The sequence below is a fragment of the Candidatus Desulforudis audaxviator MP104C genome, assembly GCF_000018425.1.
GTDB lineage: Bacteria > Bacillota > Desulfotomaculia > Desulfotomaculales > Desulforudaceae > Desulforudis > Desulforudis audaxviator.
In genome coordinates this window covers 1,375,684-1,402,592 of sequence record NC_010424.1, presented here as the reverse complement: position 1 = coordinate 1,402,592, position 26,909 = coordinate 1,375,684, and the positions used below count along the sequence as shown (strand labels likewise).

The following is a 26,909-nucleotide window of genomic DNA, read 5'->3' as shown; positions in this document are numbered from 1 at the left end:
CGTACCGGCAAACTGCCGGATTTCAGGACACTTGTCGATGGCTGCTTTGGCCTTTTTAAAAGTCTTATGCCAAGACTTCCAGGTACCCCGGATCTTCATCCTGGACGCACATCTCACCGCCCACTTCCCGCGTCACACCTCCCCATCGGCAGGGAACCTTCTGGCGAGCAGCGAAAGTGGTTATGTTAGACCAGGACTTTTTCGAAAACGGAGAGTGTGCGGGCTTGAGTCTGAAAGAAAAAAGGTTGGCTTCCGAGTATGTTTTTCGCGGCAAGATCCTGCGCGTTCGGGTGGACACGGTGCTGCTGCCGGATGGCCGCACCGGATCCCGCGAGGTGGTGGAATACGCGGGCGCGGTGGCCGTTGTCGCGCTGGACGCCCTCGGTCGGGTGGTGCTGGTGCGCCAGTACCGTTACCCCGTGGGAGAAGAGTTGCTTGAAATCCCGGCGGGGAAGCTGGAGGCCGGAGAGGACCCGCTGGCCTGCGCCCGGCGGGAACTGCTGGAGGAAACCGGTTTCGCGGCCCGGGATTGGCGTCTGGTGTGCAGCTACTACTCCACGCCGGGCTTCACCAGTGAGCGGATGTATGTGTTTCTGGCTACAGAGCTCAAAGCCAAAGAAGTGTCCGCGGACGCAGACGAGTTCATCGAGGTGGAGCTTGTCCCGCTGGAAGAGGCGCTGGCAATGATCAGCGAGGGTACGATCCGGGACGGCAAGTCACTAGTGGGATTGCTGACGGTGGCGCGGGAAATGGGCTGAATGAACCGGGACAGACAGGAGTCAAACACGTCCGGAGTCCGCGTTCCACCCTACTTTGCCGGAAACGGCACAAAGACTATCCCTTCGTCTTTGAGCAACGCCTGGTGCGGTCCCGGTTGGGGACTGGCTTCGGACTCCCCGATGAGGGCAACGGCGTCTGCGATGGAGACCACGCCCCCGCGGAAATCCAGACCGGTCACCTTTGCCTGCCGGTCGCCGTATATCCCGGCCCGGACCGCGCCCCACGAACTGCCCATGATCAATACATGGCCCCCGGCCTCGACCAGGGCGCCGGAGTGCACATCCCCCATAATCACCAGGTGGCCGAGATCATTGCGGGCCCGCTGGCCCGAGCGGATGGTGCGCCAGATGATGTGCGTGCGGTCGCCGGCCGGCGGCGCCGCCGGCTTGGGGCGGGACGGCGGGCGCGGGGGAGTGGCGCTCGGGAGCGGCACCAGACCGTATCCGACCAGCATTAGCTCCAGCTCCTCCTGCTGGTGCGCTGTCAGGGAAGCCTGCTCCGGGCGCAGGAAAAAGTGCGCCCCGCGGAAAAACCCGTTGGCCGACTCCATCTTTCGGCGCAGGGTATCCTTTAGTTCGTCAAAATCACCCGTCTGGGGAATAAGGATCATCAACCCGTGCCGGGTGCCCTTGATTTGCACTTCGCTCGACAAAGTTAATCCCTTCCTGTGTTGCCGAGTTTGCCCTCCCACGCTATTTCGATCAGAGATGACTTTTTTCCTCCTTGGGCATAAAAAAACCGTATCAAGTACACCATTTTAGTGTAGCAGGGAACATTATTCGCATTAGTCCTGTTTTGAAAGGAGGCTCTAAATCCATGCCGGAGTGGCGCAAGGACCCGGTGGTGGACCGGTGGGTGATCATCGCCACGGAAAGGGCGAAGCGCCCCCACGATTTCCGCTGCCCCCCTGACCAGCTCAATTCGGGCGACTGCCCCCTGTGTGTAGGTAACGAAGACAAGACTCCCCCGGAAGTCCTGGCTTTCCGGGATGCCGACTCCCCCGCCAACCAGCCGGGTTGGTGGATCCGGGTTGTGCCGAACAAGTTTCCGGCCGTCCTTCCCAACGAGGGCTACTATGCGTGGCAAGACGGCATCTACGAAGCCATGAACGGGATCGGGGTCCACGAAGTGATCGTGGAGTCCACCGACCACGAACCGGACCTGGTCAACCAGTCCGACCGGCAGGTGGAGGAGGTGCTCTGGGCCTGGAGGGCCCGATTACTGGATTTGCGCCACGACACCAGGCTGAAGTACATTCAAATTTTCAAGAACAAGGGGCGCACCGGGGGTGCCTCGCTGGAGCACACCCATTCCCAATTGATCGCCATCCCCATGGTTCCGGCCGATGTGGCCGAGGAGTTGGCCGGGCTCCACGAATACCGGCGGCACCGGAACACCTGTGCCTACTGCGACGTGGTTCACCAGGAACTGTCCGGACGGGACCGGGTGGTGCGGGAGAGCGGCCGTTTTGTGTGCCTGGTGCCTTTTGCCGCCCGCTACCCGTTTGAGATGTGGATCTTGCCCAAGGAACACCAGGCTGACTTCGGCCAGATCGGCGAAGACGACATCCGCGATCTGGCCCCGGTCTTGCGGGAGGCTCTGCTCAGACTCTCGGAGGCCGTCTGCCGGCCGCCGTACAACCTGGTGCTCCACACCTCGCCCATTAACGTCGGCGGGGAGCTGTTCTATCACTGGCACTTCGAGATCATGCCCCGCCTGACCATCACGGCCGGCTACGAACTGGGGACGGGGTACTTCATCAACCCGACACCCCCGGAACTCGCGGCCGAGGCTCTCCGGGACGCGCTCGAAGGCGCCGTGCCGCCGCCCCACGCGTACACTATTCCAGAGGAGGTGCCGAAACATGTTTGACCGTCCGCTGAAAATACTTTTCGTATCTTCGGAAGTGGTTCCGTTCGCCAAGACCGGGGGACTGGCCGATGTCGCTGGCTCCCTGCCCAAGGCGCTCGCGACTGTTGTCGACCACGGGCTGTCGCATCACGACGTCCGGGTGGCGATGCCACGTTACAAAATGATCGAGGACGCCCGGTACGTGACCGACTTTCCGGTCTGGTTCGCGGACAAAAACCACGAGGCGATCATCCGCCAGCGTGAAATCGAGGCTCAGTTCCAGGGCGCGCGCCACACCGTCCCCGTGTACATGATTGACAACTACCAGTACTACTACCGGGACGGAATCTACGTCTTCGACGACGAGGCCGAGCGTTTCGGATTCTTTTGCAAAGCGGTGTTGGAGATGCTGCCGAGGCTGGGCTGGCAGCCGGACGTGATCCACTGTAACGACTGGCAGTGCGGCCCGATCCCGCTGTTCTTGAAGACACACTATCGCGGGGACCCGTTCTTCAGCCGCATGGCCACCGTCTTTACCATCCACAACTTGCAGTACCAGGGGAACTTCCCCAAGGAGGTGCTGCACATGCTGGGCTTGGGCAAGGAGTACTTCCGGCCGGAAGCACTGGAGTTTTACGGCAGCGTGAGCTTCATGAAGGCCGGCATCCAGTACGCCGACGTGCTTACCACCGTAAGCCGGACCTACGCCCGGGAGATTCAGACCCCCGAATACGGGCAGCGGATGGAGGGCGTGCTACGGCAGCGCGCGCACGAACTTTACGGCATCGTGAACGGGATCAACTACCACGAGTTCGACCCAAAAACCGACCCGCGCCTGCACCGGAACTACGATGTGGACCACTGGGAGCACAAAAAGGAAAACAAGTTCACCCTGCAGCGGGAAATGAACCTGCCGGTCCGGGATGTTCCGGTGCTGGGGCTGATCACGCGGCTGGTGGACCAGAAGGGCCTGGACCTGATCGCGGAGATCATCGACGAATTGATGCGTCTGGATATACAGATGGTGATTCTGGGCAAGGGCGACAAGTACTACGAGGACATGTTCCGGGAGATGAAGGTGCAGCATCCCGGGAAGATCGCTGCCCACATCGGTTTCAACGTTGTTCTGGCCCAGCGGATTTACGCCGGCTCGGACATGTTCCTCATGCCTTCCCGATTTGAGCCCTGCGGGCTGGGACAATTGATCAGCCTGCGCTACGGAACCATTCCCATCGTCCGGGAAACCGGCGGCCTGGCCGATACGGTGAACGAGTACGATCTGGCCACCGGCGGCGGTAACGGCTTTGTCTTTAAGGAGTACGACGCCCGGGCCCTGTACAGCGCTATCGCCCGGGCCCTCAAGCTTTACCGCGAGGATCAGGAAGCCTGGGGCCGGCTGGTGCGGAACGCCATGGAGATGGACTTCTCCTGGGCCCGTTCGGCCGTGGAGTACCTCCAGGTGTACCGGGACGCAATGGAAAAGGTCAGCGAGGAAAGAGGCATCCGCATCGCTTGACGCCAGGCGGCGCGCAAAGCCGTGCACAGGACGGCCGCCCCGGGGGGCGGCCGTCTTTTCGTATTGACAAGCATGGGCCGGGGGCGCTAGCATTAGTGGAAATCCTTGACTTTGAACGGACAGGGGGTAGTTGTCGAAGTGCTGCCGGAAATTGAACGCCCGCCGGGCGAATTCGCCGCCCGTTGGCTGAGATTCCAGGAGCGTCTGCAAGAACACGGGATTGACGGGGCGCTGCTGGTGCAAAGCGCCGACCTGGTGTACTTCACGGGCACCTTCCAAGACGGTCACCTGTACATCCCGGCCCAGGGCACGCCCCGGTTCATGGTCCGCCGGGACTGGGCTTCCGCCCGGGCCGACGCCGCCCTGGACGACGTGGTGCCCATCCAGAGTTTCAGCCAACTGCCCGGACTCATCCGGGAAGCGGGATACCCCGTGCCCCGGCGGCTCGGCCTGGAGTTGGACGTGCTGCCGGTGCAGACCTACTTCCGATACCAGAAGGCGTTCCCGGGGGCCGAATTGGTCGATTGCTCGTCTCTTATCAAGGAGCTACGAGCCGTTAAGACGCCCTACGAGCTTACCCTCCTGCGCGACGCCGGACGCCGGGCGGACGCGATGTTCGCTTCCCTGCCGGGCATCATCCGGGAAGGGCGCACCGAGGTGGAGATGGCCGGCCTGTTTGAGGCTGTGGCCCGCCGGGAGGGTCACCAGGGACTTTTGCGTATGCGGGGCTTGAACGCCGAAACCTTCTGGGGGCATCTGATGACGGGGGTGACCGCCACCCAGGCCGGCTTTTTCGACGGCGCGACGGGCGGGACGGGGGTCGGCCCGGAGTTCCGGTTCGGCGCCTCCTTCAAGAAACTGGCCCGCAACGAGCCGGTGGTGGTGGACTACCCGGGCATCTTCCGCGGCTACATTGTGGACATGACCCGGATTTTCGTGGCCGGCACACTGCCCGAAACGCTGCAGCGGGCGCACCGGACCGCCCTGGAGATCCAGAACACCCTGGCGGCGGAAATCCGTCCCGGGAAGACCACTGCCGAAGTGTACGAGCGGGCCCGGGCGCTGGCGGATGAGGCCGGGCTCGCGGCTCACTTCATGGGTTATGACAATCCGGTCCGGTTCGTGGGTCACGGGGTGGGCCTGGAACTCAACGAACTGCCGGTGCTGGCCCCCGGCCGGGAAACCAGGCTGGAGGCGAACATGGTCATCGCCGTAGAACCGAAGTTCGCCTTCCCGGGCATTGGGGTGGTCGGCATCGAGAACACTTTCGTGATCACGGGAAACGGGCTCGAACGGCTCACCAACTACCCTGACGAAATAATCGAACTCCCCTAATATTTAAAAAAGGGGCCTGGCCCCTTTTTACCTTTTGACTTTCCTGGGGGTGTGGTATGTCAGTCGCTGATGCTCACGCCCACGATGCCGCCGAGAGCACCGGCTGAACCGGTCAGCAGGAGCTTTTCCAGCAACCCGATCACGGTTATCGGTCCAGGGAACAGGAGCGTCCCCAATCCCCACATCAGAAGAAAAAACCCAAGCCCCACGCCAAGCCCGTGATAGAGCCCCTTGGATCCGGCGCGGGCGCTTGCCAGGGCGGCGCCGAAGAACACCCCGGCGAATACGATGAAGGCGGCGATCCAGGGCATGAACTTCTCCGAGAAGTTCGAGAAGTAAAGCAGTACGGTGGACACCAGACTGAGCACGATGGCCAAGGCCAGCGCGACTAGAAGACCCCGGCCCATCGCGATCCAGTTCATGGGTTGCCGCGCAGGCTGGTCGCTCGGAAAAGCCATCGGGATGATCCCTCCCGCCGTAGATTTCTAAAATGACTATGTCGTGAAGCGAGGGAATATGCCTTGCGCGACCGAAACACCGGCCGCAAGCGTCGGGCTTTGGCCTTGGGGACCGGGTCTGGTCCAAAAAGCCGGGGGTGGTTGGGGCACAAATATCTTACCCGAGGTGGCGGGGATTTGGGCCACTGCCGATAGCTGGTGCATGTAACGATGTTGCAAGTACCCTACCTGGGGGTTGCCGGGGCCTGGGGCACTTCTGGTTCGGCGGCGGGTTTCAGGATCCGGGAGAGGAGGTAGCAGACGACCAGCGCGGTGATCACCCGCGGCAGGACTATCCACAGGCCTTCAGCCCCGATCGCGATGAAGATCGCCGTATCGTCGATGATCCCGTGGCAGATCACCAGGAAGACGTTCACGATATAGATGTCGCGGATGTTGAGCCGTCCCTCGCGCACGGTCTGCAGGATGACGCCCGCCCCACGCGCCTGAGCCTTCCAGGCGCCCAAATTCAAAAAATAGGGAAGCAACCCGCCGCTCCAGGGGAACACTAGCAGCGGGACACGGGTTGAAAGAGGTGGGTACGGGTGCGCATCGGTCTGAGCGGGGCGCAAGGGGTGGGCAAGACCACCCTGGCCGGGGCGCTGGCCAGGGAAACCGGACTGCCGCTCGTCGAGGAGCAGGCCCGGGTGGTGGCCAGGGAACTTGGTCTGGATCATCTCCGGAAGCTGAAGGGCCGCCCGCAGCTCTCCCGGTCCTTTCAGTGGAAATGCCTGAAGGCCCAGATCCGAGCCGAGGACGAACTGGGTCGGTTCATCGCCGACCGCACCGTGATCGACAACGCCGCTTACTGGCTGAAGTGGCGATCCGGGCGGTCCACCAGCCGGGCCAATGTGGATTATTACCGAGAGTGTGAGCGGCACGCCCAAACTTACGATTTGATGCTCTACGTCCCGCCCGAGATCCCGCTCGTGTCGAACGGTTTCCGCACCGTGAACACGGACTACCAGGCGGAAATGGACTGGCTGATCCGGACCGTTCTCCGGGGGCTGGTTCCGCCCGGGAAAATATTCACCCTGCGGGGCGGTCTCGAGGAACGGCTGAGCCTGGCGCTGGGGCGCATCCGGGAACTGGAGAAACGGGGCGACCGGTGCCGGTCAACCCCCTCCCCCGGACTCCCCGGGGAATTTCCTGGCACAACCAGGATAGACAACCGCCCGGACCTGTGCTAGAACATGTATAACTTCATAAAGTATTCAGGTGCCCTGCGCGGCGCAGGGTGAAAAAGGGAACCGGGTGCGAATCCCGGACGGCCCCGCCACTGTGATGGGGAGCGCCTGCCTGTAAAAGCCACTAGGCGGAAAGCCTGGGAAGGCGGCAGGCGCGGTGAACCTCAGTCAGGAGACCTGCCTGGATACGGCGCCACAATCACCTCCGCGGGAGAGGGGGGAGCGCGGGCCATGCGTCGTTTTTCACCAGGCGGCGGCTGACCTTGAAAACCCCGGTCTTGTCAGGAGACGGGGTTTCTTGTTTATGTTTGGTGAAATCTACAGTGAAAGGAAGCTGCAAAAGTGCGGCTTATTACGGTAATTCTGCTCTTGGCCCTGCTTTGCGCCGGTTGCGGCGATCTGCCGAAAGAGGCGGCTTTGGGGGCGGACTTTCCGATTACGGTAACCGATGACGTCGGCCGCGAAGTGACGGTCACGGCGTCACCCGGGCGAATCATTTCACTGGCACCAAGTAATACGGAGATTCTCTTTGCACTTGGTCTCGGGCCGAAGATAGTGGGGGTGACCGATTTCTGCAACTATCCGGTTGAGGCCCTGGCAAAGGAACGGGTGGGGGGGTTCGCCAATCCGAGCCTGGAAAAGATTGTATTCCTTGAGCCGGACCTGGTGGTTGCGGCCGACCTGCACCGGGAGCTTGTGTTGCAGTTGGACAACCTGAAGATACCGGTGGTTGTCCTGAACGCGCATAGCGTGGAAGAAGTGCTGAACGATATTGTCCTGGTAGGTCGAGTGACCGGTCTGGAGAAAGAAGCCGAACGTCTCGCAGGCGAATTACGGGCGCGGGTCGAGGCCGTTACCGAACGGACGTCAAAAATAGCTCCATCAAAACGTCCCCGGGTTTACTATGAGGTCTGGCACGAACCCCTCTGCACGGCCGGTCCGGGAACTTTCATCGATGACCTCATTGGTTTGGCCGGTGGGATCAACGTGGCGGCGGACGCACCTGTGCCCTGGCCACAGTACAACACCGAGGTCATTGTGCAGAAAAACCCGGAGGTGATGCTGCACTCGTACGGGCACGGGGCTGCGGCGCTGCAAACACTGGAAGAAATCGCCCGGCGTCCCGGGTGGTCAAACGTGAGTTGCGTTAAGTCCGGACGGGTGTACGCCATTGATGCCGACTTGATAAATCGGGCGGGTCCGCGCCTGGTCGATGCCCTGGAGGCGGTGGCCCGGGTGCTGCACCCGGAAGTCTTTGGCCGCTAGGAGTCATCTCGTGCGCGTGTCACCAAGAGTGCTGTTCATCATTGTCGGTCTATCGCTGCTCCTTGCCCTGGTGGCGGGCGTGGCGAGCGGACCGGTACCCATCGGTCTGACCGAGATTTTCCTGGCTTTACGTTCGGGCGAGGCGACCGCGCCGCCCACCGCGCTCATCCTGTGGGAAATCCGGCTGCCGCGCGTGATTCTAGCGGCCCTGGTAGGAAGCGCCCTGGCGGTTTCAGGTGCGGTGCTGCAGGGGCTGTTGCGCAACCCGCTCGCCGACCCGTACCTGCTCGGTGTTTCGGCGGGGGCCGCGTTCGGCGCCACCGCAGTCATTGTAACCGGCTTGGCCGGGAGCATCTGGGGATTTAGCGTGGTACCCTTGGCGGCGTTTGCGGGGGCTATAGTTGCTGTTTGGCTGGTCTATCAACTAGCCCGGGTTAACGGCAAACTGCCGGTTTTCGTTCTAATTCTGGCCGGAGTGGCTGTCGGCTATCTGTTGGCGGCTCTGGCGTCACTGCTGATCTTCTGGGGGCAGGAGCGGATGCATCAGGTTATCTTCTGGCTGATGGGCGGTTTTGCGGGACGTAACTGGAGCCACGTCACCCTGTGTCTCCCTTACATAGCGGTTGGACTAGGTCTGGTATTTGCTTGGGCCAAGGAACTGAACCTGTTGTTAGGCGGCGAGGAGACCGCCGCGCAGATAGGGGTGGATGTGGAACGAGCAAAGATGGTGCTCATTTTTGCGGCGGCGCTCCTGACGGCGGCCGCAGTAGCGGTCGGCGGCCTGATCGGCTTTGTGGGACTGGTGGTCCCGCACGTTGTCAGGATTTTGGCCGGACCGGATCATAGGGTGTTACTTCCAGTTTCCGCTTTGGCGGGTGGTGCCTTTCTGGTTACGGCCGACGTTATCGCGCGGACCGTCATCGGTCCCGTCGAGATTCCCCTTGGAATTATTACCGCACTCACAGGCGGTCCGTTTTTTCTCTACTTACTTTGGCGGCGGAGGGGGGGGCTGTTCGGTCAGTTATGAAAGACTATCTTTCAGTTCAGAGTATTTGTTTTGCTTATGCTGGTGTGCCAGTGATCAGCGATCTGAGCTTTTCGGTTGGCCGTGGGGAACTGTTTGCGATTATCGGGCCTAACGGGGCCGGAAAGACGACCCTCTTGCGCCTTTTGGGAGGGACCTTGGCGCCCTTGTCCGGTCGGATAAGACTTGATGGCATTCCGCTGCGCGCCTTGAATGCACGCCAGCGTGCCCTGCGGATAGCGGCTGTGGGGCAGGAAACGCACTTGGACTTTTCCTTTACGGTGGAAGAAGTGGTGCTGATGGGACGTTACCCGCACCTCCCCCGATTTGGACATGAGGGTCCGATAGACCGTGAGATCACGCGGCGCGCCATGGCGGACGTAGGTGTAGAGCATTTGGCATCCAGGCTGGTCACCACCATCAGCGGCGGGGAGCGGCAACGCGTGCTGCTGGCACGGGCTTTGGCCCAGGAGCCGGAATGTCTGCTTCTTGACGAACCGGTGGCGCATCTCGATCTTAACCATCAAATCGCCATCATGGATTTGCTGTTGAAATTGAGCCATGAACAGCGGATCACTGTGGTCGGGGTCTTCCACGATCTCAATCTTACGGGCCTTTACGCCGACCGGGTGCTGCTGCTGGCCCAGGGCCGTAACATGGCTCTGGGTACACCGGACGAGGTCATTACACCGGAGCTTATCCTGCAGACGTACCGGGGTGCGGTTGTGGTCGTTGACCACCCCGAGGTCGGCCGCCCGCAGGTTATGCTCTTGTCGGGGAGGACCGGTACTGTTGAAGGCTAGGGCGCTGATGGTACAGGGGACTGCGTAGGGGCTGGAGCATTGTGCCGGGCATGGTTATTGCGACATGGAATCCTGGTCCTAAAAATATGATATCCGGGAGGGGTAAGGGTTTGGATGTTTTAAGACGGACAATAGAACGCATCGGTCCTTTGGATCAGGCCGCGATGCGCGCCGCACGGGAGAGGCAGGATGATTTGACCAAACCCCGTGGCAGCCTGGGGCGCCTGGAGGACTTGGGGGTGCTGGTTTCCGGCATTACGGGACAGGTCAAAACGCGGCTGGACCGGAAGACGGTCTTCGTAATAGCCGCCGACCACGGCGTGGCGGAGGAGGGAACCAGTCTTTACCCTCAGGAGGTAACCACCCAAATGATGTTCAACTTTGAGCGCGGGGGGGCCGGTATTAACGTGCTGGCCCGGCAGGTCGGCGCCCGGGTGGTGGTAGTGGACGTGGGAACCAAGTCGGATACCGGCGGGGTAGGTAACCTTATTTCGAAAAAAATCGCCGCCGGCAGCAAAAACATGGCCGTTGGACCCGCTATGAGCCGTGCAGAAGCCGTAGCGGCGGTGCAAGCCGGAATCGAGGTTTTGGAGGCGGAACTACCCCGGGGCGTGGATATTGCTGCAACCGGGGATATGGGTATCGGCAATACCACACCAAGCAGCGCTATTTGTTCCGTGCTGACGGGAAAACCTGTTGAAGAGGTGACCGGGAGGGGCACCGGTCTTGATGATGCCGGCTTGGCCAAGAAGTGTGCGGTGATCCGGAGAGCGCTGGCAGTAAACAGACCTGACCCGGCCGATCCTCTTGACGTACTCGCCAAAGTCGGTGGATTCGAAATAGGAGCGCTTGCCGGTGTCATCCTTGCGGCGGCCGCCCACCGGATTCCGATTGTCATCGATGGCTTTGTGTCCGGGGCTGCGGCTTTGATCGCAGTAGGCTTGGCTCCCCAGGTGCGGGACTATATGATTGCCGGTCACCTTTCCGCCGAGCCTGGGCACGCCGTACTCCTCGCGCATCTGGGACTGGACCCCTTGCTTTGCCTTGGGATGAGGCTTGGAGAGGGTACCGGGGCTTGCCTGGGAATGTCCCTGGTGGCTGCGGCGGCGGCAATTCAGGCGGAGATGGCCACGTTTCAGGATGCGGGTGTTTCCCAGGCTAAGAATGATTAAACTAAGAGAACTGACGGGTTCCTTTCTGGCAGCGGTGCGGTTGCTCACCGTTTTGCCCCTGGGCCGCAACGCCCCCAGCGCCACGGAACTGGGCGGCGCGGCTACATTTTTCCCCCTGGTTGGAGCTTTCCTGGGCATGGCACTTGCAGGACTGAATTCGTTGCTGGCAGACTTACCCGAACTGCTGCGCGGTGCGCTGCTCCTTCTCGCCTGGGTGGTGGCGACCGGGGCTTTGCACCTGGACGGACTCGCCGACACCTGTGACGGGTTGGCCGGAATGACTCCGGAGCGCAGGCTGGCCATTATGGAAGACGTGAGGACGGGCGCGTACGGGGTGGTCGGGGTTGTCTCCCTATTGATAGTAAAATTTGCCGCCCTGGCTTCCCTGGGACCGGGGGCGTTGCCAGCAGCCCTGGTTGCGGCGCCGCTTCTGGGCCGGTGGACCATAACTCTGGTGATAACAGTCTTCCCGTACGCCCGCGGGCCCGGCGGCCTCGGCTACCAGTTCAAGCGGGGTACAGGCATTCCAGGCCTGGTGGCATCCACGGTTTTCAGCCTGGTCCTGGTTTTCGTACTAATGCCGTGGCGACCGGCTGTGGCCCTGACGGCCGTAATCCCCCTGGCCTTGGGCCTGGGGTGGTGGTTGGCACGTCGGCTCGGCGGCCTGACCGGGGACACCTACGGAATGATTTGCGAGTTCGTGGAAACTGCCGTCCTGGTGATAACGATTTTCGCCTGGGAGGCTTTGTAAAGTTGAGGCATAGAATTGTTTTGGTTCTTGGCGGCGCCAAGAGTGGCAAAAGCCGCTTTGCTGTGGATATAGCCCTCCGTAAGTCAGGCCGCGTACTTTTCGTCGCGACCGCGGAGCCGGGGGATCCGGAAATGCGGGCGCGCATTGAAGCCCACCGCCGGGAACGGCCTGCGGACTGGTGCCTGCTGGAGGCTCCGCTTAGGGTGGGGCAGAGTCTGGCCGGACATCTTGACGGTGTGAGAACCGTAATAGTGGATTGCCTCTCAATGCTTGTGGCCAACATCATACTGTCCGGCCAGGCGGTTACGTTTTCCGGTTTGGAACCGGATGCTGGTCTGGAAGCGGTGCGCCGGGAAATAGAGGAAATCGTACGGATCCTGAGTAACTATCGGGTCTGTTGCGTCGTTGTCTCCAACGAGGTCGGGATGGGAATTGTCCCGGACAACGCCTTGGCCCGCCGCTACCGGGACGCCCTGGGGCTAGCCAATCAGTTACTGGCGCGGGAGGCGGAAGAGGTTTTCCTTATGGTGGCCGGTGTTCCACTTCAGATCAAGACGGGAGGTAAGTTTCCTGTTCTTCCCGGAAGCGTATCGGAACCGGGCTAGGAACCACTGTCGCAGGCAGGAGGCCGCGCGGATGAAATGTGAATACGAAGTTGCCGGATAGCACACTGCGTTGGCGGAATAGAGCATCAAGCCGGGTGTGGCCCTCATATAAATTGGACAATCTAAGCGAAGGGGGTTGCACGGCTTTGATGATTTTGAGCTTTCGCGGTAAGGTTTGGGAATTCCGCGCCTGGCTGGCGACCTGGCGGCTGGTGCATTAGCCCGCTCCCTGCGGGGCCGGAGCCGGCTTGGACACCGAACCGGCCCGCCATCCGGCTCCGGAGGTGTGGTCACGGGGTTTTGGGGGTGGCGGCCATTCGGAGCTTCTTCCACTCCAGGCGGCCCGGGGTGCTGCTGTAGATCGCTCCCGAATGAACAGCTCTTTTGTCGTCCAACTTTGTGTTCCTCCCTGACTTGTTTCGGCGTTCAACCGGCCTCTGGGCTTATGGTTTGCCGCCGTGGTGTCGGGGGTACCGTTAAAACCTTTTTTCACAACCAATCAGGAGGCAGGAAAGGCAGTCGGGCAGGGTGAAACCCTACCCAGCAAATTCTTTGGAGGCGGGAAGCGAATGGACATCCTGTCCCTCATCGGCAACACGCCGCTTGTTGAACTGAAGACCCTGAGCCCGAAACCCGGGGTAAGAATCCTGGCCAAAATGGAAGGGTGCAATCCAGGGGGTTCGGTCAAGGACCGTCCGGCTTACTACATGTTGAAAAAAGCCGAGGAAGCGGGGCAGTTGACTCCGGGGAAGACCATCCTGGAACCCACGTCCGGGAACACCGGAATCGCCCTGGCGATGATCGGGGCGGCCAAGGGTTACCACACCAAGCTGGTGATGCCGGAGTGCGTAAGCGTGGAGCGGTGCCGGATGCTGGAGGCGTTCGGCGCGGAAACCGTGCTGACCCCGGCGCAGGAGGGCACGGACGGGGCCATCAGGAGAGCGCTCCAGATGGCCGCCGATGAACCGGAGCGTTATTTCATGCTCAACCAGTTCGAAAACGAAAACAACCCTCTGGCCCATTACGAGACCACCGGCCCGGAGATCTACGACCAGACCAACGGCGAGGTCGACGTATTTGTGGCCGGGATGGGCACGACGGGTACCCTGATGGGGGTGGCCCGGTACCTGCGGGAGAAGAAGCCCGAAGCGAAGGTCATCGGCGTGGAGCCGGTCCTGGGCCACGCCATCCAAGGACTGAAAAACATGCAGGAGTCGATCGTGCCCGGCATCTACCACCCCGAGTCCTTAAGCGGCAAGGTGACCGTGTTTGACGACGAGGCGTTTGCCATGGCGAGACTTTTGGCCACCAGGCTCGGGATCTTCGTGGGGATGTCCAGCGGCGCCGCGGTGGTCGGGGCGCTACGGGTCGCGGAGGAGATGGATTCGGGCACCATAGTGGTGATTCTGCCGGACCGCGGGGAGCGGTACTTGAGCACCACGCTGTTTCGGTCCATTTGCGCCAAGTGCTCGCCTTAATCTAACCGCTAGGGTGGATTCATCCGGAATCCTGTTGCGGTAGCTTCAGCCCCATAATGGTTCTTGGTTTTCACTTTGTATACTTGAAAAACTCCATGAACAGGGCGGCGATGCCGGCGGCCATCAGGGGCCCCACCGGCATGCCGCCCAGGAAAAGGATCCCGAAAATGGACCCGATAATAAGTCCGAAGATGATCGCCGGGTCGGCCTGCATCATCTGGAGACCCTGACTGTTGAGGTGGGTGGCCAGAGCGCCGCCCAGAATGGCCAGAAGACCCGGAATCGAGGTCAGGTTGTAGATAATGTCGCGCTCACTGATTTTGCCGTTGGCCAGGGGCACCATGATCGTGAGCAGCAGGATTAAGAGGCCGAGTTCCAGCCCCTTTTGCTCCAGGAAGTTGAAAGCCAGGTCAAACCTGGCCAGCTTGATGAACAACAGAATGCAGGCGGCGGCAGCTATCAGGTGTGATTTGGCCAGGACACCGACCAGAAGGAGCGCCGCCAGAATCAATTCGGAGGTCACGGGCATCGCCTACCGTTTTTGCCAAGCTATGCGACCGTAACCCCCAATATTACCGCATTAGACCATGCGTTGGTAGCAGCGGCGCAGCGTGTCCCCCCTGAGTCCCACGCGCAGCGCCTCCAGCGACAGAAGTTCCTGCGGGGCGATATTGCCAAGGTTTACGTCCGGACCGAACCGGACAATTAGCTCCTCCTGCTGGTCCTTGAGGGGCGCCTCCCAGATGATCAGGTTTTGATCTTCGACACATTCCAGAAAAAGGGCGAGTAGCTCCTCGCGCACGCGGCCGTTGCCGTCGTATACCGTCACATCTCGCCCGAATTCGCGGCCCTCCACGATCACCCAGCTCGCGCCCGCCTTAATGTCCAGTTTGGCCTGCCGGGCGAGGTCGAGGCAGTTGGGGTGGCCGTGCTTTTTGCCCACTTCGGTTAAGACTTTAAAACCGTTTTCCAACGCCAGGATGATCGCTTCCCGGCGCACTTCGGCATCAAGAAACAGAGTGCCGTCCGACACTTCGACGGCGGTGAACCCCAGTTGTCTGGCGGTGCGTAGGAAGGGGAGCAGACGGCCCTGGGCAATGGCCACTTCCATGAAGGTGCCCCCGGGATAGATGTCGATACCGTACCGCCGGACCAGATTGATCTTCTCCTGGAGAATGCCGTCCCCGTACAGGGCGGAGGTCCCGAACCCGAGCTTCAAAAGATCCACGTGGTCCCCGGCGATGTCCAGAAGGTCCTTGGTTTCGCCGAGTCCCAAGCCCTTGTCCAGGACCATGGTCAGGCCCCTGGTCCTGGGCTTTCTGCTTCGGCCTGTGAGCGGAAAAGCCACCATCTCCCGCCAGCTCTCCATACTGCCAGCTCCTTTCGTCGAATGCTCTATGATAGCGTATTACGGCCGGCTATGCTCGATGGTTTGGGTGTAATGTATGCACCATACTGGCAAGTTGTGACATTGGCGAACGGGAGTTGCCGGTTTGCCGCTTTGATCAGGCGGGGTCGGGGCTCTGCTGGAGCAGCTTGGTACGGACGAAAATCAGGAAGACGACGCCGGCGGCGATTGCGCCGCCGGCCACAATCCAACTCATCGGTCTCATACCCAGGTCCAGCAAGAGGGCGAAGGCGGCCGGGCCGGCGGCCACGCCGAAGAACCGCACCCCGCCGTAGAGGGAGGTGACCAGGCCGCGCCTGGCCGGGTCTACGCTGCTGGTGATCAGGGTGGTCAGGCACGGCAGGATCAGCCCTACCCCGATCCCGATGAAGGAAATGGCGGTGAAGAAAAGGTAGGTGTTGTCAGAGAGCGGCATCACCACCAGCGCCGCCGCCATCAGTCCGAGCCCGGTTACGGTCAAAAACTTCATCAGTTTCACCTTGCGCTTGATCACCGCCCCGGTGATGAACGAGGTCACCGACATGAACAGCACCGGGATGGCCAGGAGCAGGCCCTTGATAATCAGGGACAGGTGAAAACGTTCCTCCAGGTGTTCGGAAAGGAAGAACAGGATCCCGAACAGGACGAACAGGGCCAGCGACCCCGCCAGAAAAGCGGAGAGGAACAGGGAAGTCTTCTTTTCGAACACCTGCAGGATGGACTGGAAATACTGGGCGGGCGGCTGCGGTTCCTTTTCCTTTTTTGGTTCGCGGACCGCGAGCCAGACGGCCGCGGCCGAGAGCGCCGTCAGACCTGGAAACACGAAAAAGGGTGCAAACCAGATGATCAACCCCACCGCCGCGCCAAGCACCGGGCTGACCACCTTCCCGAACCCGTTGGCCGCCTCGATCACCCCCAAGGCCGGGCCGCGCTCTTGCCCTTTGAACAGGTCTCCGGTCAGGGCCATGGCGATGGGCGCGGTGCCGGCGGCGCCGATGCCCTGCAGGATACGGCCCCCGATGATGATCGCGTAGGTCGGGCCCGCCCCGATCAGGGCTGCCCCCCCGGCGATCAGACCCCCGGTGCCGTACAAGATAAGCGCCGGGATGATCACGACTCTGCGGGTGAAGTAGTCCGAAAGAAAGCCGGAAAGCGGAATCATCAGGCCGGCCGGCACCGAGAACATGGTGATCACGAGGCTCGCCTGAAGCGGGGTCAGATCGAGCGCGCGCTGCATGGAAGGCAGGATCGGGATCAGCATGGAGTTGCCCAGGACCATCACGAAGGGCACGGAACTGAGTCCGGCCAGCATCATTTTCTGTTTGGTGTCCATTGGCAACCTCCCGCCGGTTAGTTTATCTCGGCCCTAGGAGCCATATACCCGTCCACGGCGGCATATAAACTCCTAACGGTGCTAGGATGGGGGTACACCAGTGGATAAGATTGTGCTGGGGATGGCGGCGCTCCGGTTCATGTCGGCCACCATTGAGTTTTCGGCCGCAATGCTGATGCTCTACTTCGGCCGGGTGGAGACCGCCTTCAAGATCAACGCCAGCCTGGTGCTGGTCGGCCCTACTATAATGGTCACCGTAACCGCCCTTGGCCTGGTGGGCCTGGCTGGCAAGGTTGCACCCGTGGGTTTGATCCTGATTCTCGCCGGGGTCGGGCTGATTTTCCTGGGCCTGAAAAATATCTGAAAAATTACCGGCAAGTCACTTGACAGCGCCCGGAAAACAGAGTAATGTGTTTAAGAACAAGCCACCTTTAAATCGGTCCAGAGAGACTGGTAAGGTAACATAGATTTGATCCCGGCCCGCTAACGTGGGGACCGCGGGTGGACTATGCCTACTTGCCGACAGGTGGCGGGTAGGTTTTTTGCATCGGGGGGATGACTAGATGGGACACCTGAACTGCCGCGAAAAGGCGACCATTCTCGACCGTGACGGCATCCGCCGCGCACTGACCAGAATCGCGCACGAGATCATCGAGAAAAACCAGGGCGTGGATAGAGTTGTCCTGATCGGCATCCGGCGCCGCGGCGTGCCACTGGCCCTCCGGCTGGCCGAGAAAATTGAGCAGATCGAAGGCGCCGAGGTTCCGGTGGGGTTTCTGGACATCACCCTTTACCGGGACGACCTGACCCGGCTCGGCCCCCAGCCGCAACTGTCCCGGACCGAGGTCCCCTTCCCGGTGACCGACCAAACGGTGATCCTGGTGGACGACGTGCTGTACACCGGGCGGACGGTGCGGGCGGCACTGGACGCCATAATGGATCTGGGCCGGCCCCGGGCGATTCAATTGGCCGCCCTGATCGACCGGGGACACCGGGAACTGCCCATCAGGGCTGACTACGTGGGCAAGAACGTGCCCACCTCGTCGCGGGAGATCATCTCGGTTCAGCTCGAAGACATAGACGGTCAAGAACGAGTGGTGATCCTGGAAACAGGATAGCAACAGCGAAAAGACTTCCCTTTAAGAACGGTCCGGAGAGGCCGGCAAGGGAAAACTGAGGTGCCAGAAAGTGCCGGCCTCTCCACGCGGAGAGGCCTTTTCAGTTAGGGGGGATGCCGGATGCCGGTGCGACACCTGCTCGGGCTGGCGGACATGCCGGCCGCCGAGATCAACGAGTTCCTGGAAAACGCCCTGCCTATGAAGCAGATCATCAGCCGGGATATCAAGAAGGTGCCCACGCTCCGCGGGAAGACGGTGGTCACCCTCTTTTACGAACCGAGCACCAGGACCAGGATGTCGTTCGAGTTGGCCGCCAAGTACTTGAGCGCCGACACCGTGAACGTGTCCGCGTCCGCCTCGAGTGCTACCAAGGGCGAAAGCCTGGCGGACACCGCCCGGACCATCGCCGCCCTGGGGGCTGACCTGGTGGTGCTCAGACACCCGTGCGCCGGCGCGCCGCACCTCCTGGCGCGGATGATCGACGTCCCCGTGGTGAACGCCGGCGACGGCATGCACGAACACCCGACGCAGGCCCTTTTGGACCTCTTCACGCTCCGCGAGAAACGGCCCGACCTGGAGGGCCTGAAACTGGTGATCATCGGCGACATTCTGCACAGCCGGGTGGCGCGGTCCAACATCTGGGCCCTGACCCGGTTCGGGGTGGATGTCCACCTGGTGGCGCCGCCTACTTTACTCCCGGCCGGCATCGCCGCGTTCGGGGTGACAGTGCACGACCGGCCCGAGGACGCCCTCCCCGACGCGGGCGCGGTGATGGTCCTGCGCCTGCAGCGGGAACGTCAGCAGGAGGGCCTTATCCCGGACGTCCGGGAGTACGCGCGGCTTTACGGTTTGAACAGCGAACGCCTGGCCCTGACCCGGCCGGACGCCATAGTGATGCACCCGGGCCCGATGAACCGGGGCATCGAAATCGCGCACACCGTTGCCGACGGAACGCGTGCCGTGATCACCGACCAGGTGACCAACGGGGTGGCCGTGCGCATGGCGGTGCTGTACCTCCTGATGCTGGGGAGGGTTGACTGATGGAGCTTCTGATAAGGGGCGGAACGGTGGTCGACCCGGCCGCGGGGCGCACTTTTCAGTCCGACATTTTGGTAAAAGACGGCCGGGTGGCGGCGCTGGAAAAGAAGATCACCGCCCGGGGCGCGCGTGTCCTGGACGCCGCCGGAAAACTCGTGGTTCCCGGTCTGATTGACATGCACGTGCACCTGCGGGAGCCCGGCCAGGAGCACAAGGAGACGGTGGCGAGCGGCACCCTGGCGGCCGTGCACGGCGGCTTCACCGCCGTGGCGGCGATGCCCAACACCGACCCCGTGGCCGATACCCCTGGGGTGATCCGGTACGTGCTGGAAAAGGCCCGGGAGGCCGGGCGAGCGCGGGTCTACCCGGTGGGGGCCCTCACCGTCGGTAGCCGCGGCAGGGAACTGACCGAAATGGGCGCCTTGCGGGCCGCCGGGGCGGTGGCCTTTTCGGACGACGGCCGACCGGTGGCGGACGCGCACGTGATGCGCCGGGCGCTGGAGTACGCCCGGATGCTGGGGGTGCCCGTGATCTCCCACTGCGAGGAACCGGCGCTGGCGGTCGGGGTGATGCACGAGGGCCTAGTCTCCACCAGGCTCGGGCTCAAAGGGACCCCCGCGGCCGCCGAGGACGTTGCCGTGGCCAGGGACCTCATCCTGGCCGAGATGACCGGCTGCCACCTGCACGTGGCCCACGTGACCACGGCGGGCGCCGTGCGCCTGATCCGCGAGGCCAAGGCCCGCGGCGTGCGGGTGACGGCTGAGACCACCCCTCACCACTTTACCCTGACCGACCGGGCGGTGGTCGGGTTTAACACGAACGCCAAGGTGAACCCGCCGCTGCGCACCGACGCCGACGTGGCCGCGGTGCGGGAGGGGCTGGCCGACGGCACCATCGACGTGATTGCCACCGACCATGCCCCGCACGCGGCGCACGAAAAAGAAGTGGAGTTCGACCTGGCTCCGTTCGGGCTGGTGGGCCTGGAGACGGCGGTCGGCCTAGTGTTCACCGAACTGGTGGCCGGAGGCGTTCTGGACCTCGTGGCGGCGGTGGCCAAGCTGAGCACCAACCCGGCGCGTGTTCTGGGCCTCTCCGCCGGGGTCATCGAACCAGGCGCCGTGGCGGACCTCACCGTCATCGACCCGGCTGCGGCCTGGACCGTTGACCGGGGGGAGTTGGTAGGAAAGAGCAAGAACACGCCGTTTCACGGCTACCGGCTGAAAGGACTGCCCCACGCCACCATCATCGGCGGGGAGGTCCACCTGGTGGCCCGGGGGCCTACGGAGAGCTGAGGGCGCGCAATAAGGCGCCCGACGGCGGCGAGTTTCCACGCGGCTGCCTCAGGGCCGCTCAAAACCCAAGCGGAGGTGTGACATTTGCAGGCGGTACTGGCTTTGGAAGACGGAACCTTGTACTACGGCCGGGCATTCGGTGCCGGCGGGGAGAACTGGGGGGAGGTGGTCTTCAACACCGGGATGACCGGCTACGAAGGAGTATTGACCGACCCATCCTACTGCGGGCAAATCGTGGTTATGACCTACCCCCTGGTGGGCAACTACGGTATCAACAGCGAAGATTTCGAGTCCAGGGGCAGTTTCGTGCGCGGGTTCGTGGTCCGCGAGGTCTGCGACCGGCCCAGCAACTGGAAGGCGGCTGGCACGTTGGCGGAGTTCCTGGCCAACGAGGGGGTCATCGGCCTAGCTGGGGTGGACACCCGGGCCCTGACCCGGCGGCTGCGCACCAAGGGGACCATGCGCGGCATCATCAGCACGAAAACCAGCGACCCGGAAACCCTGATCGAGAAAGCCCGTTCCTGCCCTGATTTCAGCGCGCAGGACTTCATCCCCACGGTGGCGACGAAAGAGATCGTGCGTTACGACGGCGGTGACCCGGTGGTGGCTCTGATCGACCTCGGGGCCAAGCAAAACATCGTCCGCTGCCTGCAGCGGCGCGGTTGCACGGTGGTCGTGTTCCCGCCGGATTCCCTGCCCGCGGATATTCTGGCCCTCGACCCGGCCGGGGTGGTGATCTCCAACGGGCCGGGCGACCCGGTCCGGGCCGTGTCCGCCATTGCCGCCGTGCGCGAACTGGCCGGCAAAAAGCCGCTCTTCGGGATCTGCCTGGGGCACCAGGTGCTGGCGCTCGCCCTGGGGGCGCGTACCTACAAGCTGAAGTTTGGGCACCGGGGTTCGAACCACCCGGTGAAAGACCTGGCCACCGGCAAGGTGTACATCAGCTCCCACAACCACGGGTTCTCGGTCGCGGAGGAGTCGCTGGGCCCTGCGGGCTTGGTGATCACGCACCGGAGCCTGAATGACGGTACGGTGGAGGGCTTCCGCCACCGGGAACTGCCGGTGATGGCCGTCCAGTATCACCCAGAGGCCGGGCCGGGTCCCCACGATTCCGAGTACCTGTTCGACGAGTTTCTGGAACTAATAGGCCGGGAGGGGAATTAAATGCCGAAAGACAAAGCGCTAAAGAAAGTAATGGTCATCGGTTCCGGTCCGATCATCATCGGCCAGGCGGCCGAGTTCGACTATGCCGGGACCCAGGCCTGCCGCGCCCTCCGTGAGGAGGGCCTCGAGGTGGTCCTCATCAACTCCAACCCGGCCACCATCATGACCGACGCCAACATGGCTGACCGGATTTATATTGAGCCGCTCACCCCGGAATTCGTGGCCAAGGTCATCAGCCAGGAAAGGCCGGACGCGTTGCTGCCCACCCTGGGCGGGCAGACCGGTCTGAACCTGGCCAAGCAGGTGGCGGACGCGGGCATCCTGGACCAGTACGGGGTCCGACTTTTGGGCACGCCGCTGGAATCCATCAAGCGCGCCGAGGACCGGGAACACTTCAAGAACATGTGCCTGGAGATCGGCGAGCCGGTACCCGAGAGCAGCATCATTTCCGACGTGGACGCCGCCGTGGCCTTCGCCCGGAAGATCGGCTACCCGGTGGTGGTCCGCCCGGCTTACACCTTGGGCGGCACCGGGGGCGGGGTCGCCTTTTCCGAGGATGAACTGCGGGAGATCGCCGTCCGCGGGCTGACCATGAGCATCATTCACCAGGTGCTGGTGGAAAAATGCGTGCTCGGCTGGAAGGAGATCGAGTACGAGGTGATGCGCGACGCCGCCGGCAACTGCATCACCATCTGCAGCATGGAGAACATCGACCCGATGGGCATCCACACCGGGGACAGCATCGTGGTCGCCCCGACCCAGACCTTAAGCGACCGGGAGCACCAGATGCTGCGTAGCGCCTCACTGAAGATCATCCGGGCCCTCGGGGTGGAAGGCGGCTGCAACGTCCAGTTCGCCCTGGACCCGGAAAGCTACGATTACTACGTGATTGAGGTGAACCCGCGCCTGTCGCGTTCCTCAGCCCTGGCGTCCAAGGCCACCGGCTATCCCATCGCCAAGGTGGCGACCAAGGTGGCCGTCGGCCTGACCCTGGACGAGATCAAGAACGCGGTCACCGGCAAGACCTACGCCTGCTTCGAGCCGGCGCTGGACTACGTGGTGGTGAAGTACCCACGCTGGCCGTTCGACAAGTTTTCCCTGGCCAACCGGAACCTCGGCACCCAGATGAAGTCGACTGGCGAGGTGATGGCCATCGGCCGTACCTTCGAGGAGGCGCTACTGAAGGCGGTGCGCTCACTGGAAACGGGTGTCACGGGCATGAACCTGCCCGAACTCCGGGAGTGGGACAACGACCGACTGCGCGCCCGGATGGCCAGACCGGACGACCTGCGCCTGTTTCTGGTGGCCGAGGCTCTGCGCCGGGGCTTCCCCGTGAACGAGATTTTCGAGCTCACCCGGATCGACCGCTTCTTCCTGGACAAGATTAAGAACATCACCGAGGCCGAGGAGTTGGTGCGCGCGGCCCGACCCACTGACGTGGGTACCCCGACGGGCGTGGGTGCCCCGGCCGGGCTGACCCCCGAACTCCTGCGGCGCGTGAAGCGGATCGGCCTCTCCGACACCACCATCGCGGAGCTGGTGGGCACCACCTCCCGGGAGGTCCACCGCCTGCGCCGGGAGCTGGGGGTGGAACCGGTCTACAAGATGGTGGATACCTGCGCCGGAGAGTTCGAGGCCACCACGCCCTACTACTACTCCACGTACGAGGACGAGGACGAGGCCGAGCCCCAAGCGGTACGCAAGGTGGTCGTTTTAGGCTCGGGCCCGATTCGGATCGGGCAGGGGATCGAGTTCGACTACTGCTCGGTGCACTCGGTATGGGCCTTGAAGGAGCAGGGCGTCAAGGCGATCATCATCAACAACAACCCGGAGACGGTCAGCACTGACTTCGACACCGCCGACCGGCTGTACTTTGAGCCACTGGTCCCGGAGGACGTGATGAACATCCTGCACAAAGAAAAACCCGACGGGGTGATCGTGCAGTTCGGCGGGCAGACGGCGATCAACCTGGCCCGTCCGGTGGAAAAGGCCGGCTTCAACATCTTGGGCACCTCGGTGGCCGACATCGACCGCGCCGAGGACCGGGAGCGCTTCGACCAGCTCGTGGCTGAACTCGGCATCCCGCGGCCGCCCGGGGGGACCGGCTTTTCGGTCGAGGAAGCACAGCGGATCGCGGAGCAGGTGGGCTTCCCGGTCCTGGTCCGGCCGTCCTACGTCCTGGGCGGAAGGGCGATGGAGATCGTGTATAACTCCCAGGAGCTTTTAGAGTACATGGCAGACGCGGTCCGGGTGACTCCGAAGCATCCGGTGCTGGTCGACAAGTACCTTTTGGGCAAGGAGTTGGAGGTCGACGCCGTCTGCGACGGCGAAACCGTTCTAGTTCCGGGCATCATGGAGCACGTGGAACGGGCCGGGATCCACTCCGGGGACAGCATCGCGGTGTTCCCGCCGCAGACCCTGACCCCGGAGATCAAGGAGCAGCTTTTCGAGTACACACAGCAAATCGCCCGGGCGCTCAAGATCCGGGGCCTGGTGAACATCCAGTTCGTCCTGCACGAAGGGCGGGTGTTCGTCCTGGAGGTGAACCCGCGCTCCAGCCGCACCGTGCCCTACCTGAGCAAGGTCACCGGCATCCCGATGGTGAACCTGGCGACCAGGATCTGCCTGGGGGCCACGCTGCCGGAATTGGGGTACCGGGGCGGGCTGTACGAGGAGACGCGGAACATCGCGGTGAAGGCGCCGGTCTTCTCCTTCGCGAAACTCTTGGACGTGGACGTGTGCCTGGGTCCCGAAATGAAGTCCACCGGGGAAGTGATGGGCGTGTCGAAGGACTATGCCCTGGCGCTCTACAAGGCCTGCCTCTCGGCCGGCTACACGCTGCCCTCGAGCGGCAAGGCGGTGGTGACCATCGCCGACCGGGACAAGGACGAGGCCCTGCCGCTGGTCCGGAGCTTGGTGAACCTGGGGTTTGAGATCGTGGCCACCGAGGGCACGGCGGCGTTCCTGCGCAGCCGGGCGATCACCGTGGAGGTGGCCCGCAAAGTGCACGAGGGCTCCCCGAACATCGTGGACCTAATCCGCGAAAACCGGATCCACCTAGTGGTGAACACCCTGACCAAGGGCAAGCTGACCACCCGCGACGGTTTCCGGATCCGGCGGGCCGCGGTGGAGATGGGTGTGCCCTGCCTGACGTCGCTGGATACGGCCCGGGTGGTCATCGAAGTGATGCGGGCGCGCCAGCGGGGCGAAACGATGCCGCTGATCCCGCTCCAGGAGTACGTGTCCTGAAACCTGTCGCTTAGCGGCGTCGCCAGCCGGTCCAAAGAAGTTTTCATCCTACTCCTGGCGGCACGGGTTGGAAGCAGGTGGACTGTGGCCACATTTGGCCAAGGTAGAAGCGCGATCCCAATCCGGTGGAACTGACGGTTCGTCATAAAGCTGAAGCGTACCATTCAAAGGAGTTCTCATCCTGACTGCGAGGGCAAGGGGGCTCGGCCGGGGACTGGCTCCATTTTCGGAACACAACAGTAGCACTCACCAGTCAGACTGCCGTTCCGAAAATGGTGCCTGTCCCCCTCTCCCAGGCCGAGCCCCCTACCGGTGCCCGCAGGAGGTGTGTGGACGAGTTGACTTACGTCACGGACGCGAAGGTGGTTTCCCACCGGCGGGTGGCGGCCGGCTGCCGCCGCCTAGTGCTCGCGGCCCCGGAAATCGCCCGGGCCGTCAGGCCCGGGCAGTTCCTGCACGTGCGCTGCGACGGCACGGCGGACCCCCTGCTGCGCCGCCCCTTGAGCGTGCACGACGCCGACCGGGAGCGGGGCACGGTCACCATCCTTTACCGGGTGGTCGGCCGCGGCACCGCGCTTTTGGCACAGAAAAAGCAGGGCGGGCGCGTGAACGTCCTCGGCCCGCTGGGCCGGGGTTTTGACCCGCCTGCGGAGCACCGCCGCGTGGCCGTAGTCGGCGGGGGCATCGGCATCGCCCCGCTCTTTTTCCTGGCCCGCGAGCTGTCCGCCGACCCGCTAAAGCGGGTACCCCGGCGAGCGGTCACCGTTTTCCAGGGCGCCCGGACCGCCGCCGAACTGGACGTGGCGGACTTCACCACTCTGCCGGTCAACCTTTTCACGGCCACCGACGACGGCTCCCGCGGGCACGCTGGCTCGGTGGTCGAGCTGTTTCTGGATACCGTGTGCCATGAGCCCGTGGACTGGGTGTCGGCCGCCGGGCCTCCGGGAATGCTCCGGGCCCTGGCGGGCGCGCTGGAGACCCTGGGGCTTTCCGGCGAGTTCTCTCTGGAGGAGCGGATGGGTTGCGGCATCGGGGCCTGCGTGTGCTGCAGCTGCCGCATCGGCGCTCCGGACCGGTGGGAGTACCGGCGGGTCTGCGCCGACGGCCCGGTGTTCGGCGCCCGGGAGGTGGTCTGGGAGTGAAGGTGAAAACAGCCGTTGCCATCGCCGGGCTCACCCTGAAGAACCCGGTGCTCACCGCCTCGGGAACGGTGGGCTTCGGCGAGGAGTACGCGCCCTACCTGGACCTCGCCGGGCTCGGCGCGCTGGTGGTCAAAACCGTGACGCTAAAACCCCGGGCCGGCAACCCGCCGCCCCGAATCACCGAGACCCCGGCCGGGGTGATCAACGCGGTGGGCCTGCAAAACCCCGGCGTGGAGGCCCTGGTGAGGGACATCCTGCCGCGGCTGGCACGCTTCGATGTCCCGGTCATCGTCAGCATCGCCGGCGAGACGGTGGACGAGTACGCCCGCCTGGCGGGACGGCTGGACGGGGTGCCGGGGATCGCCGCCCTGGAGGTGAACATCTCCTGCCCGAACGTGAAGGCCGGAGGGATCGCCTTCGGCACCGAGCCCGCGATGACGGCCGCGGTCGTCCGGCAGGTCAGGGAAAACACCCGCCTGCCGGTGATCGCCAAGCTTTCTCCCAACGTGACCGACATCCGGACCATCGCCCTGGCCGCGGCTGGGGCGGGGGCCGACGCCCTGTCGCTGATCAACACGCTGTCCGCGATGGTCATCGACGTGGAGCGGCGGCGGCCGCTCTTGGGCAACGTGTTCGGCGGCCTGTCCGGGCCGGCCGTCCGCCCGGTGGCGGTGCGCGCCGTCTGGCAGGTGTACCAGGCGGTGGAGCTGCCTCTGATCGGCATGGGCGGCATCATGACCGCGCGGGACGCCCTGGAGTTCATCCTGGCCGGGGCGCGCGCCGTCGCCGTCGGCACGGCGAACCTGGTCAACCCGGGCGCGGCCGCAGCGGTGGCCGCGGACCTGGAGCAATATCTAACGGAACAGGGGATCAGGGACATAAACGAACTGGTGGGCGCCGCCCACCGGACGGGAGGTTGAA

Annotated in this window: 26 protein-coding genes and 1 riboswitch; of the genes, 20 read left to right on the top strand and 6 right to left on the bottom strand. The window is 63.1% G+C overall.

Going from position 1 to position 26,909, the window contains the following annotated elements:
* Positions 1 to 224 precede the first annotated feature (224 nt).
* Positions 225 to 758 (top strand): NUDIX domain-containing protein, encoded by a 534-nt coding sequence (locus tag DAUD_RS06695; RefSeq protein ID WP_012302420.1) that lies wholly within the window; start codon positions 225 to 227, stop codon positions 756 to 758.
* A 50-nt stretch (positions 759 to 808) separates the two neighbouring features.
* On the opposite strand, the gene DAUD_RS06690 is transcribed toward DAUD_RS06695, so the two are convergent.
* Positions 809 to 1,432 carry a septum site-determining protein MinC gene (locus DAUD_RS06690; RefSeq protein ID WP_012302419.1) on the bottom strand — a complete coding sequence of 208 codons (624 nt, stop codon included), beginning with the start codon at positions 1,430 to 1,432 and terminating at the stop codon, positions 809 to 811.
* Between the two features lie 164 nt (positions 1,433 to 1,596).
* Here DAUD_RS06690 and galT point away from each other — a divergent pair, with 164 nt between their 5' ends.
* The 3 genes from galT (at position 1,597) to DAUD_RS06675 (ending at position 5,482) form a co-directional block, all read left to right on the top strand.
* Complete coding sequence (gene galT, locus DAUD_RS06685; RefSeq protein WP_012302418.1) at positions 1,597 to 2,652, top strand: galactose-1-phosphate uridylyltransferase; 1,056 nt, start codon at positions 1,597 to 1,599, stop codon at positions 2,650 to 2,652.
* Entirely contained in the window at positions 2,645 to 4,147 is a 1,503-nt protein-coding gene (gene glgA, locus DAUD_RS06680; protein ID WP_012302417.1) for a glycogen synthase GlgA, read from the top strand. Before galT ends, glgA begins: the two co-directional genes overlap by 8 nt.
* Positions 4,148 to 4,285: 138 nt before the next feature.
* Complete coding sequence (locus DAUD_RS06675) at positions 4,286 to 5,482, top strand: M24 family metallopeptidase (protein ID WP_012302416.1); 1,197 nt, start codon at positions 4,286 to 4,288, stop codon at positions 5,480 to 5,482.
* Between the two features lie 59 nt (positions 5,483 to 5,541).
* Here the strand turns inward: DAUD_RS06675 and DAUD_RS06670 are convergent, their stop codons facing one another.
* Together DAUD_RS06670 and DAUD_RS06665 are read right to left on the bottom strand one after the other, a co-directional pair.
* On the bottom strand, positions 5,542 to 5,940 hold the full coding sequence (locus DAUD_RS06670; RefSeq protein WP_012302415.1) for a TIGR04086 family membrane protein: 399 nt from the start codon (positions 5,938 to 5,940) through the stop codon (positions 5,542 to 5,544).
* Positions 5,941 to 6,164: 224 nt separating this feature from the next.
* Positions 6,165 to 6,467 carry a hypothetical protein gene (locus DAUD_RS06665; protein WP_049752580.1) on the bottom strand — a complete coding sequence of 101 codons (303 nt, stop codon included), beginning with the start codon at positions 6,465 to 6,467 and terminating at the stop codon, positions 6,165 to 6,167.
* Positions 6,468 to 6,524: 57 nt separating this feature from the next.
* On the opposite strand from DAUD_RS06665, the gene DAUD_RS06660 reads away from it, so the two are divergent.
* The 8 genes from DAUD_RS06660 to DAUD_RS06625 all read left to right on the top strand — a co-directional run bounded on the left by DAUD_RS06660 (position 6,525) and on the right by DAUD_RS06625 (position 14,265).
* A complete protein-coding gene (locus DAUD_RS06660) occupies positions 6,525 to 7,169 on the top strand; it encodes an AAA family ATPase (RefSeq protein WP_012302414.1) in 645 nt (214 codons plus the stop codon).
* 9 nt (positions 7,170 to 7,178) lie between these two features.
* Positions 7,179 to 7,365, top strand: a riboswitch (cobalamin riboswitch).
* Positions 7,366 to 7,508: 143 nt separating this feature from the next.
* Complete coding sequence (locus DAUD_RS06655) at positions 7,509 to 8,432, top strand: ABC transporter substrate-binding protein (RefSeq protein ID WP_012302413.1); 924 nt, start codon at positions 7,509 to 7,511, stop codon at positions 8,430 to 8,432.
* Between the two features lie 10 nt (positions 8,433 to 8,442).
* Positions 8,443 to 9,459 (top strand): FecCD family ABC transporter permease, encoded by a 1,017-nt coding sequence (locus tag DAUD_RS06650; protein ID WP_012302412.1) that lies wholly within the window; start codon positions 8,443 to 8,445, stop codon positions 9,457 to 9,459.
* Positions 9,456 to 10,259, top strand: a complete 804-nt coding sequence (locus DAUD_RS06645) for a heme ABC transporter ATP-binding protein (RefSeq protein ID WP_012302411.1) — start codon at positions 9,456 to 9,458, stop codon at positions 10,257 to 10,259. Before DAUD_RS06650 ends, DAUD_RS06645 begins: the two co-directional genes overlap by 4 nt.
* Positions 10,260 to 10,369: 110 nt before the next feature.
* Positions 10,370 to 11,431, top strand: coding sequence for a nicotinate-nucleotide--dimethylbenzimidazole phosphoribosyltransferase (gene cobT, locus DAUD_RS06640; protein ID WP_012302410.1), 1,062 nt, complete (start codon positions 10,370 to 10,372; stop codon positions 11,429 to 11,431).
* The gene (gene cobS, locus DAUD_RS06635) at positions 11,424 to 12,182 is read left to right on the top strand and encodes an adenosylcobinamide-GDP ribazoletransferase (RefSeq protein ID WP_012302409.1); all 759 of its coding nucleotides are present in this window, start codon (positions 11,424 to 11,426) and stop codon (positions 12,180 to 12,182) included. The genes cobT and cobS overlap by 8 nt, the downstream gene beginning before the upstream one ends.
* Positions 12,068 to 12,787 (top strand): bifunctional adenosylcobinamide kinase/adenosylcobinamide-phosphate guanylyltransferase, encoded by a 720-nt coding sequence (gene cobU, locus DAUD_RS06630; RefSeq protein WP_320408579.1) that lies wholly within the window; start codon positions 12,068 to 12,070, stop codon positions 12,785 to 12,787. The genes cobS and cobU overlap by 115 nt, the downstream gene beginning before the upstream one ends.
* A 569-nt stretch (positions 12,788 to 13,356) precedes the next feature.
* Positions 13,357 to 14,265, top strand: coding sequence for a PLP-dependent cysteine synthase family protein (locus tag DAUD_RS06625; protein ID WP_012302407.1), 909 nt, complete (start codon positions 13,357 to 13,359; stop codon positions 14,263 to 14,265).
* A 70-nt stretch (positions 14,266 to 14,335) separates the two neighbouring features.
* Here DAUD_RS06625 and DAUD_RS06620 read toward each other — a convergent pair whose 3' ends face one another.
* The 3 genes from DAUD_RS06620 to DAUD_RS06610 form a co-directional block, all read right to left on the bottom strand.
* Positions 14,336 to 14,794, bottom strand: coding sequence for a DUF441 domain-containing protein (locus DAUD_RS06620; RefSeq protein ID WP_012302406.1), 459 nt, complete (start codon positions 14,792 to 14,794; stop codon positions 14,336 to 14,338).
* A gap of 51 nt (positions 14,795 to 14,845) precedes the next feature.
* On the bottom strand, positions 14,846 to 15,634 hold the full coding sequence (gene comA, locus DAUD_RS06615) for a phosphosulfolactate synthase (protein WP_012302405.1): 789 nt from the start codon (positions 15,632 to 15,634) through the stop codon (positions 14,846 to 14,848).
* Positions 15,635 to 15,770: 136 nt separating this feature from the next.
* Positions 15,771 to 16,985, bottom strand: a complete 1,215-nt coding sequence (locus DAUD_RS06610) for an MFS transporter (RefSeq protein WP_012302404.1) — start codon at positions 16,983 to 16,985, stop codon at positions 15,771 to 15,773.
* Positions 16,986 to 17,085: 100 nt separating this feature from the next.
* On the opposite strand from DAUD_RS06610, the gene DAUD_RS06605 reads away from it, so the two are divergent.
* The 8 genes from DAUD_RS06605 to DAUD_RS06570 all read left to right on the top strand — a co-directional run bounded on the left by DAUD_RS06605 (position 17,086) and on the right by DAUD_RS06570 (position 26,908).
* Entirely contained in the window at positions 17,086 to 17,349 is a 264-nt protein-coding gene (locus DAUD_RS06605) for a YqhV family protein (protein ID WP_012302403.1), read from the top strand.
* 199 nt (positions 17,350 to 17,548) lie between these two features.
* The gene (pyrR, locus tag DAUD_RS06600) at positions 17,549 to 18,103 is read left to right on the top strand and encodes a bifunctional pyr operon transcriptional regulator/uracil phosphoribosyltransferase PyrR (protein ID WP_012302402.1); all 555 of its coding nucleotides are present in this window, start codon (positions 17,549 to 17,551) and stop codon (positions 18,101 to 18,103) included.
* Between the two features lie 120 nt (positions 18,104 to 18,223).
* Positions 18,224 to 19,144: an aspartate carbamoyltransferase catalytic subunit gene (locus DAUD_RS06595; RefSeq protein ID WP_012302401.1), complete on the top strand. Its 921-nt coding sequence runs from the start codon at positions 18,224 to 18,226 to the stop codon at positions 19,142 to 19,144.
* On the top strand, positions 19,144 to 20,433 hold the full coding sequence (locus DAUD_RS06590) for a dihydroorotase (protein WP_012302400.1): 1,290 nt from the start codon (positions 19,144 to 19,146) through the stop codon (positions 20,431 to 20,433). The genes DAUD_RS06595 and DAUD_RS06590 overlap by 1 nt, the downstream gene beginning before the upstream one ends.
* Positions 20,434 to 20,517: 84 nt before the next feature.
* Positions 20,518 to 21,597, top strand: a complete 1,080-nt coding sequence (carA, locus tag DAUD_RS06585; RefSeq protein ID WP_012302399.1) for a glutamine-hydrolyzing carbamoyl-phosphate synthase small subunit — start codon at positions 20,518 to 20,520, stop codon at positions 21,595 to 21,597.
* Complete coding sequence (gene carB, locus DAUD_RS06580) at positions 21,598 to 24,846, top strand: carbamoyl-phosphate synthase large subunit (protein ID WP_012302398.1); 3,249 nt, start codon at positions 21,598 to 21,600, stop codon at positions 24,844 to 24,846.
* A 338-nt stretch (positions 24,847 to 25,184) separates the two neighbouring features.
* Positions 25,185 to 25,988: a dihydroorotate dehydrogenase electron transfer subunit gene (locus tag DAUD_RS06575; RefSeq protein WP_041571217.1), complete on the top strand. Its 804-nt coding sequence runs from the start codon at positions 25,185 to 25,187 to the stop codon at positions 25,986 to 25,988.
* Between the two features lie 2 nt (positions 25,989 to 25,990).
* Positions 25,991 to 26,908 carry a dihydroorotate dehydrogenase gene (locus tag DAUD_RS06570; protein WP_456298448.1) on the top strand — a complete coding sequence of 306 codons (918 nt, stop codon included), beginning with the start codon at positions 25,991 to 25,993 and terminating at the stop codon, positions 26,906 to 26,908.
* Position 26,909 lies beyond the last annotated feature (1 nt).

What these genes read in the sequence shown, in the direction of transcription:
- cobS (WP_012302409.1), top strand. Translation starts at nt 11,424, where the DNA reads ATGATTAAACTAAGAGAACTGACGGGTTCCTTTCTGGCAGCGGTGCGG.
- glgA (WP_012302417.1), top strand. Translation starts at nt 2,645, where the DNA reads ATGTTTGACCGTCCGCTGAAAATACTTTTCGTATCTTCGGAAGTGGTT.
- DAUD_RS06590 (WP_012302400.1), top strand. Translation starts at nt 19,144, where the DNA reads ATGGAGCTTCTGATAAGGGGCGGAACGGTGGTCGACCCGGCCGCGGGG.
- DAUD_RS06645 (WP_012302411.1), top strand. Translation starts at nt 9,456, where the DNA reads ATGAAAGACTATCTTTCAGTTCAGAGTATTTGTTTTGCTTATGCTGGT.
- DAUD_RS06595 (WP_012302401.1), top strand. Translation starts at nt 18,224, where the DNA reads ATGCCGGTGCGACACCTGCTCGGGCTGGCGGACATGCCGGCCGCCGAG.
- DAUD_RS06620 (WP_012302406.1), bottom strand. Translation starts at nt 14,794, where the DNA reads ATGCCCGTGACCTCCGAATTGATTCTGGCGGCGCTCCTTCTGGTCGGT.
- pyrR (WP_012302402.1), top strand. Translation starts at nt 17,549, where the DNA reads ATGGGACACCTGAACTGCCGCGAAAAGGCGACCATTCTCGACCGTGAC.
- galT (WP_012302418.1), top strand. Translation starts at nt 1,597, where the DNA reads ATGCCGGAGTGGCGCAAGGACCCGGTGGTGGACCGGTGGGTGATCATC.
- DAUD_RS06670 (WP_012302415.1), bottom strand. Translation starts at nt 5,940, where the DNA reads ATGGCTTTTCCGAGCGACCAGCCTGCGCGGCAACCCATGAACTGGATC.
- carB (WP_012302398.1), top strand. Translation starts at nt 21,598, where the DNA reads ATGCCGAAAGACAAAGCGCTAAAGAAAGTAATGGTCATCGGTTCCGGT.
- DAUD_RS06625 (WP_012302407.1), top strand. Translation starts at nt 13,357, where the DNA reads ATGGACATCCTGTCCCTCATCGGCAACACGCCGCTTGTTGAACTGAAG.
- comA (WP_012302405.1), bottom strand. Translation starts at nt 15,634, where the DNA reads ATGGAGAGCTGGCGGGAGATGGTGGCTTTTCCGCTCACAGGCCGAAGC.
- DAUD_RS06610 (WP_012302404.1), bottom strand. Translation starts at nt 16,985, where the DNA reads ATGGACACCAAACAGAAAATGATGCTGGCCGGACTCAGTTCCGTGCCC.